4 protein-coding genes are annotated in these 5302 nt (G+C 72.6%); 2 read left to right on the top strand and 2 right to left on the bottom strand.

Features of this window, described 5'->3' with window-relative positions; genetic code table 11:
* Positions 1-268: 268 nt before the first annotated feature.
* A complete protein-coding gene (locus ACZ4XD_RS36095; protein WP_468049611.1) occupies positions 269-1606 on the top strand; it encodes a DUF5685 family protein in 1338 nt (445 codons plus the stop codon).
* Between the two features lie 195 nt (positions 1607-1801).
* On the opposite strand, the gene ACZ4XD_RS36090 is transcribed toward ACZ4XD_RS36095, so the two are convergent.
* Complete coding sequence (locus ACZ4XD_RS36090) at positions 1802-2629, bottom strand: hypothetical protein (RefSeq protein ID WP_468049609.1); 828 nt, start codon at positions 2627-2629, stop codon at positions 1802-1804.
* Positions 2629-3900 (bottom strand): VWA domain-containing protein, encoded by a 1272-nt coding sequence (locus ACZ4XD_RS36085; protein WP_468049607.1) that lies wholly within the window; start codon positions 3898-3900, stop codon positions 2629-2631. The genes ACZ4XD_RS36090 and ACZ4XD_RS36085 overlap by 1 nt, the downstream gene beginning before the upstream one ends.
* Before the next feature lie 455 nt (positions 3901-4355).
* Here ACZ4XD_RS36085 and ACZ4XD_RS36080 point away from each other — a divergent pair, with 455 nt between their 5' ends.
* Positions 4356-5213, top strand: coding sequence for a fumarylacetoacetate hydrolase family protein (locus ACZ4XD_RS36080; protein WP_468049605.1), 858 nt, complete (start codon positions 4356-4358; stop codon positions 5211-5213).
* Positions 5214-5302: the final 89 nt, after the last annotated feature.

Genomic DNA, 5302 nt, shown 5'->3' with positions numbered 1-5302 from the left:
CCTTTCCCTTTCTCTTTCCCTTTTGCCCCCCCACCCACCTCCCTCCTTCCCTCCCCCTCTCTCCCCCCCCCTCACCCGCCCCCCCCCACCCGCCCTCCCCGTAGACGCGGGCCGATCCGGCCCCGATGACGGGGCGTCAGCCGCAATACCGGGCCCCGCATCAGGGGCAAGTGTCCAGGTCAGCGGCGCACTCGCTACGCTCTTTCGGCCGCTGCCGGCCGCGCTCTTCTCCGGCCGGCCCATACCGACTTCTTACGGGGGCTTCCATATGTTCGGAATCGTCAGGCCGTGTACCCATCGCCTGTCCCAAGGGCTCAAAGCCGAGTGGATGGCCCATCTGTGCGGCCTCTGTCTCGCGCTGCGCGGCGATCACGGGCAGTTCGCCCGGGTCGTCACGAACTACGACGGGCTGATCGTCTCGGTGCTGACGGATGCTCAGTCGGGCCCCGCGGAGGCCGGCCGCCGCACCGCCGGCCCCTGCCCTCTGCGGGGGATGCGGACCGCGTCGGTGGCGAAGGGGGAGGGCGCGCGGCTGGCCGCCTCGGTGTCCCTCGTGCTCGCCTCGGCGAAGATACGTGACCATGTCGCCGACCGGAACGGCCTGTTGCGCCGCCGGCCGGTGGCCGCCGCCGCGCGCAAGGTCGCCGCGGGCTGGGACCGGGCCGGGGCGCGCACCGGCGCCGCCCTCGGCTTCGACACCGCGGTGCTGGTCGACGCGGTCGACCGGCAGGTGGGCATCGAGGAACTGGCCGGTCCCGGCACGCCGCTGACGGTCATCACCGAACCGACCGAGACGGCGACCGCCGCGGCCTTCGCCCACACCGCCGTGCTGGCGGGCCGGCCGGGCAACGCCGCACCGCTGGCCGAGGCCGGCCGGTTCTTCGGCCGGCTGGCGCATCTCCTCGACGCCGTCGAGGACCGCACCGCGGACGCCGCCGAGGGCGCCTGGAACCCGCTCACCGCCACCGGCGCCACCACGGCGCAGGCCCGCCGGCTGTGCGATGACGCCCTGCACGGCATCCGTCTCGCCCTGCGCGAGGTGGAGTTCACCGACTCCACCCTGGTGCATGTGCTCCTGGTGCACGAGCTGCGCCGGTCGGTGGACCGGGCCTTCGGTACCGCCGCCTGCTCCCATCAGGGACACGGCGCGCCGAACCCGTACGGCGGCCAGGGCGGCAACCCGTACGGGAACGGGCCCGCTCAGACCGCCCCGTACGGTCAGCCCCCGCAGTACGGCCAGGCACCGGCCGGTGGCCCGTACGCCCAGGGCGGGCAGCATCTGAACGGGCCGCAGAACCCTTACCACGGTGGCCAGAGGCCCCCGGGCGGTTCGGGCGGTCCGGGCGGCGGCGACGGCGGCGGCTCGGGCGGTGGCGGCGGTGGGATGCCGCAGTTCCCGCAGCAGCCGAAGAAGCCCCGGGGCTTCTTCGCCGGCTGCGCGGTCGCCATCGGGCTGTGCTGCACCTGTCAGCTCTGCTGTGCCGAGGAGTTCGAGGGACCGTGGTCGCGCAAGAAGCGCGAGGGCTGCTGCCAGAACTGCGACTGCAGCGGCTGCGGGTGCGAATGCCTCGGCTGTTGTGAATGCCTCAGCTGCTGCAGCTGCTGAGTGCTGACGGGGCCTTACCGGACGCGGCCGATGGGCGCTGACGGCGGCCTCACCCACCGCCCATCCGCTGCGCGCTGACGGTGCCTCATCGGCCGCGGCCGGCTCCCTGCCTCCGGCTCCCCGCATCCGGCTCCCGCATCGGGAGAAAGCCGGTGCGGGGCGGCCACGGCACCGGGCCCTGGCCGCCCCGTCCGGTCAGGCGCCCGGCGGTAGGTGGGACGGGCGGCCGGAGCCCCGGGTGAAGCGGTAGCCGGCGATTCCGGCGAGGGCCGCGAGCACCCCGCCCACCGCGGTCCAGATCCAGCGGTCGGACCACCAGCCCGAGGACCAGCCGCCGTCCGGCTCACCGAGGGCCGCGGAGGCCCCGGGAGCGCTGCTCTCCCCGGCCTGTGGTGTCGCGGTGGCGGCGCCGGGCACCAGGGGCGCGGCGAGGCTGCCGTCCACCGCGTGGGCACCGCCCGTGTCGGCCGTGGTGGCGTCGATCTCGGCGCGTACCGGCAGACCGAGGTCGTCCTTGGGTAGGTCGACGACCGTCAGCCGGACGTAGTAGCTGCCCGGCAGCGGATCGTTCGCCCACGGTTCCGCCCAGGCGCGGACCGTGCGCAGGGTGCAGGACAGTTCGACGGACCCGGCGTCCGGTGCCGCCTTCCTGGTCTGCGCGCCGTACATACACGCCTGACGGCGGCGCAGCCCGTCGTAGACATCGAGCTGCCAGGTGGCGGCGCCGTGCCGGGCGGCCTGCGGGAGCGTCACCTTGGCCTTCACGGTGGCGCGCTGTCCCGCGTCCACGGGCAGCACCCAGTAGAGGTAGTCGCCGGTGGAGGCGCTGGCCGTGGCCCGCTGGTCCGGCTTGATGGCGGTCGCGGTACGGAAGGAGGTGCCGGCCTCCGTCGGAGCGGCCGCCTCCGCGTCGGCGCTGGTGCTCGCGCTGGGGGAGGGGCTGTCGGCGACGGCGGTGCCCGCCAGGCCGAGGAGCCCCGCGCTCGCCACCACGGCCGTCATCAGGGTGCGTAGGGTGCGCATCAGTTGGTCCTCCAGACGGTGACACGCCAACGGGAGATCCAGCCCCACAGCAGACCGGCCACCAGGCCCGTGAGCACCAGGGCGATCAGGTACCACCAGCCGTGGCCGAGGCCGAAGAAGGCCGCGTCGGAGGCCTCGTCGGGACCGTCCACCAGGTCGACGGTCAGCTCGACCGGCAGACCCGGGTCGGTCTTGACCGAGGCGGGCGCCGAGAAGGAGTTGCTCACCTGGAGACAGACGGTCTCCGTCGCCGGCTCCGCATCGTCCGAGGACGCGAGCGGTGCCTTGGGGTAGCGCAGCCCGGAAGAGATCACATCCGTACGGCCGTCACCGGCCTCCGCGCCGCGGACGATCTCCCGGCCGTGCACGGTCGAGGCGCGCAGCAGGACCCCGTAGTCGTTGTTGACCGCGCGGTCGGCGGCGATGCTCACTGAAGCGCGCAGTTCCTGGCCGGGCCGGACCGCCACCCGGTACCAGCGGTGCTCGGCGAACTTCTCCCGGTCGGTGTAGAGACCGGCCTTGAGCTCCGGGGCGCCGGCACACTCCTGGGCACCCTCGGTCGGCTTCGGAGTGACGACGGGCCGGGCCGCGCGGTCGACCAACTGGTGTACGCGGTCCCGGAGTTCCTTGGTGTGCTGGACCGAGGTGTAGGTACCCCCGGTCGCCTCCGCGATGCAGCTCAGCTGGTTGCGGGTCTTGGCGTCCGGCAGCAGGCCGAGGGTGTCGACGGTGAGATGGATGCCCTTGGCCGCGATGTCCCGTGCCACCTGGCAGGGGTCGAGCGGGGCGCAGGTGTCCTCGCCGTCCGTGATGAGGACGATCCGGCGGGTCGCGTCGCCGCCCTTGAGGTCGTCGGCCGCACCCAGCAGGGCGGGTCCGATGGGCGTCCAGCCGGTGGGCGCGAGGGTGGCCACCGCGGTCTTCGCCTCGGTCCGGTCGAGCGGTCCGACCGGGTAGAGCTGCCGGGTGTCCTTGCAGCCGACCTTCCGGTCCTCGCCGCGGTAGTTGGCACCGAGGGTGCGTATGCCGAGCTGAACATCGTCCGGCACGGCGTCCAGTACCTCGTTGAACGCCTGCTTCGCGGCGGCCATCCGGCTCTGCCCGTCGATGTCCCGGGCCCGCATCGAGCCGCTGACATCGAGCGTCAACTCGACCTTGGGGGAAGACTTCGCCGCCGGTTCACCGGCGACGGCAGGTGTGGGGAGCAGCCCGACGGCTATCGCGGCGAGCAGGCCGCACACCCCGGCCGCCAGCCGTTTTCTTGTGATCATTGCCGGATCGTATGGAGAAACGCCCCGCACTCCAAAACGGCCTCAAGGGCGGTGCGTGGAACGGCCGGTGGCCGCCCGGCCGTCGAGCCGCAGAACGGTCCCGGGTCCTCCGCCCGCCCTTCCCCCCGGCGTCGTCCGGCCGCCGTGCCTTCCCCGCATTTTCCAGCAGATCCGGCCGTTGCGGCCGACGGGTGGTCTCCCGTACGGTCAGCTCACTGCGTCTCACTGGATGGTGTCGAGTCCCAATTAATGGGACATGCCTTGTTGTTGAGGAGTAAATCATGTCACGGACCGCCCAGGGGCGGGGCCGAGATGCGGATCCCGCTTGTCCGAACGCACGGTGCCCGGCGTCATAGGCGCGCACGGGGTGCTGCCCCACACCGAACGCTTCCTCCGCATCTGCCGAGCGCCCGACCGCACCCGCGACGGGGCGCCGTACTGCCCTGGAGAGCCCCATGTATCTGGCCACCCTCATCCATCAGGGACGCGACCGGCTCGCCGGCCGGCTGGCCCCGCAGGACCCCTGGCGGCTGGCACCGCCTTCTATCTCCCTGGCGGAGGTCATCGCCGGCGGCACCCTGCCGTGGTCGTGGGGCCAACTGCCCACCGGGGCCGACCTCGTACCGGCCCTGCCGTACCGGCCGGGAGCGCTGTACGGAGTCGGGCTGAACTACCGGGACGCCCTCGCGGAGCGGGGGCGGGAACGCCCGGCCGAGCCCTGCCTCTTCCCCAAGCTCTCCTCCAGCGTCATCGGCAGCGGCGAGGCGGTCGTCATCGACCCGGAACTCACCCAACGGGTGGACTGGGAAACGGAGTTGGCGGTCATCATCGGCACCGAGGCCCGGCAGGTGTCCGAGGCGGACGCGCTGCGGTACGTCTTCGGCTACACCGTCGCCAACGACATCTCCGCCCGTGACCTACAGGAGCGCGACGGACAGTGGCTGCGGGGCAAGGGCCTGGACACCTTCTGCCCCTTCGGACCGGTGCTGGTCACGGCCGACGAGATACCGGACCCGCAGCGGCTGCGGATCCGTACCCGGGTCAACGGCGAGACGGTGCAGGACGGTTCGACGGCCGACATGGTCTTCGGCGTCCCGGCGCTGATCGCCTACCTCAGCCGCTTCTTCACCCTGCGGCCCGGTGATGTGGTGCTCACCGGAACCCCGGCGGGCAGCGGCGACTACATGCGGCCGCCGCGTGCCCTGCGGCCGGGCGATCTGCTGGAGTCGGAGGTGGAGGGAATCGGACGGCTGACCAACCCGGTGCGGAGCACCGTGCCCGATGGCGCCGGGGAGTGCGTCGCCGTGCCCTAGGCAGTGTCTTCAAATGATCTCGGGTGGTGGATCATGGTCGGGTGATACGTCGCCATGAACTGTCGGATGCCGAGTGGGAGTTCGTCCGG

This window comes from Streptomyces sp. NPDC029466 (assembly GCF_055574515.1).
The sequence above is the reverse complement of the archived record's forward strand: the minus strand, read 5'-3'. Positions and strand labels throughout refer to the sequence as shown.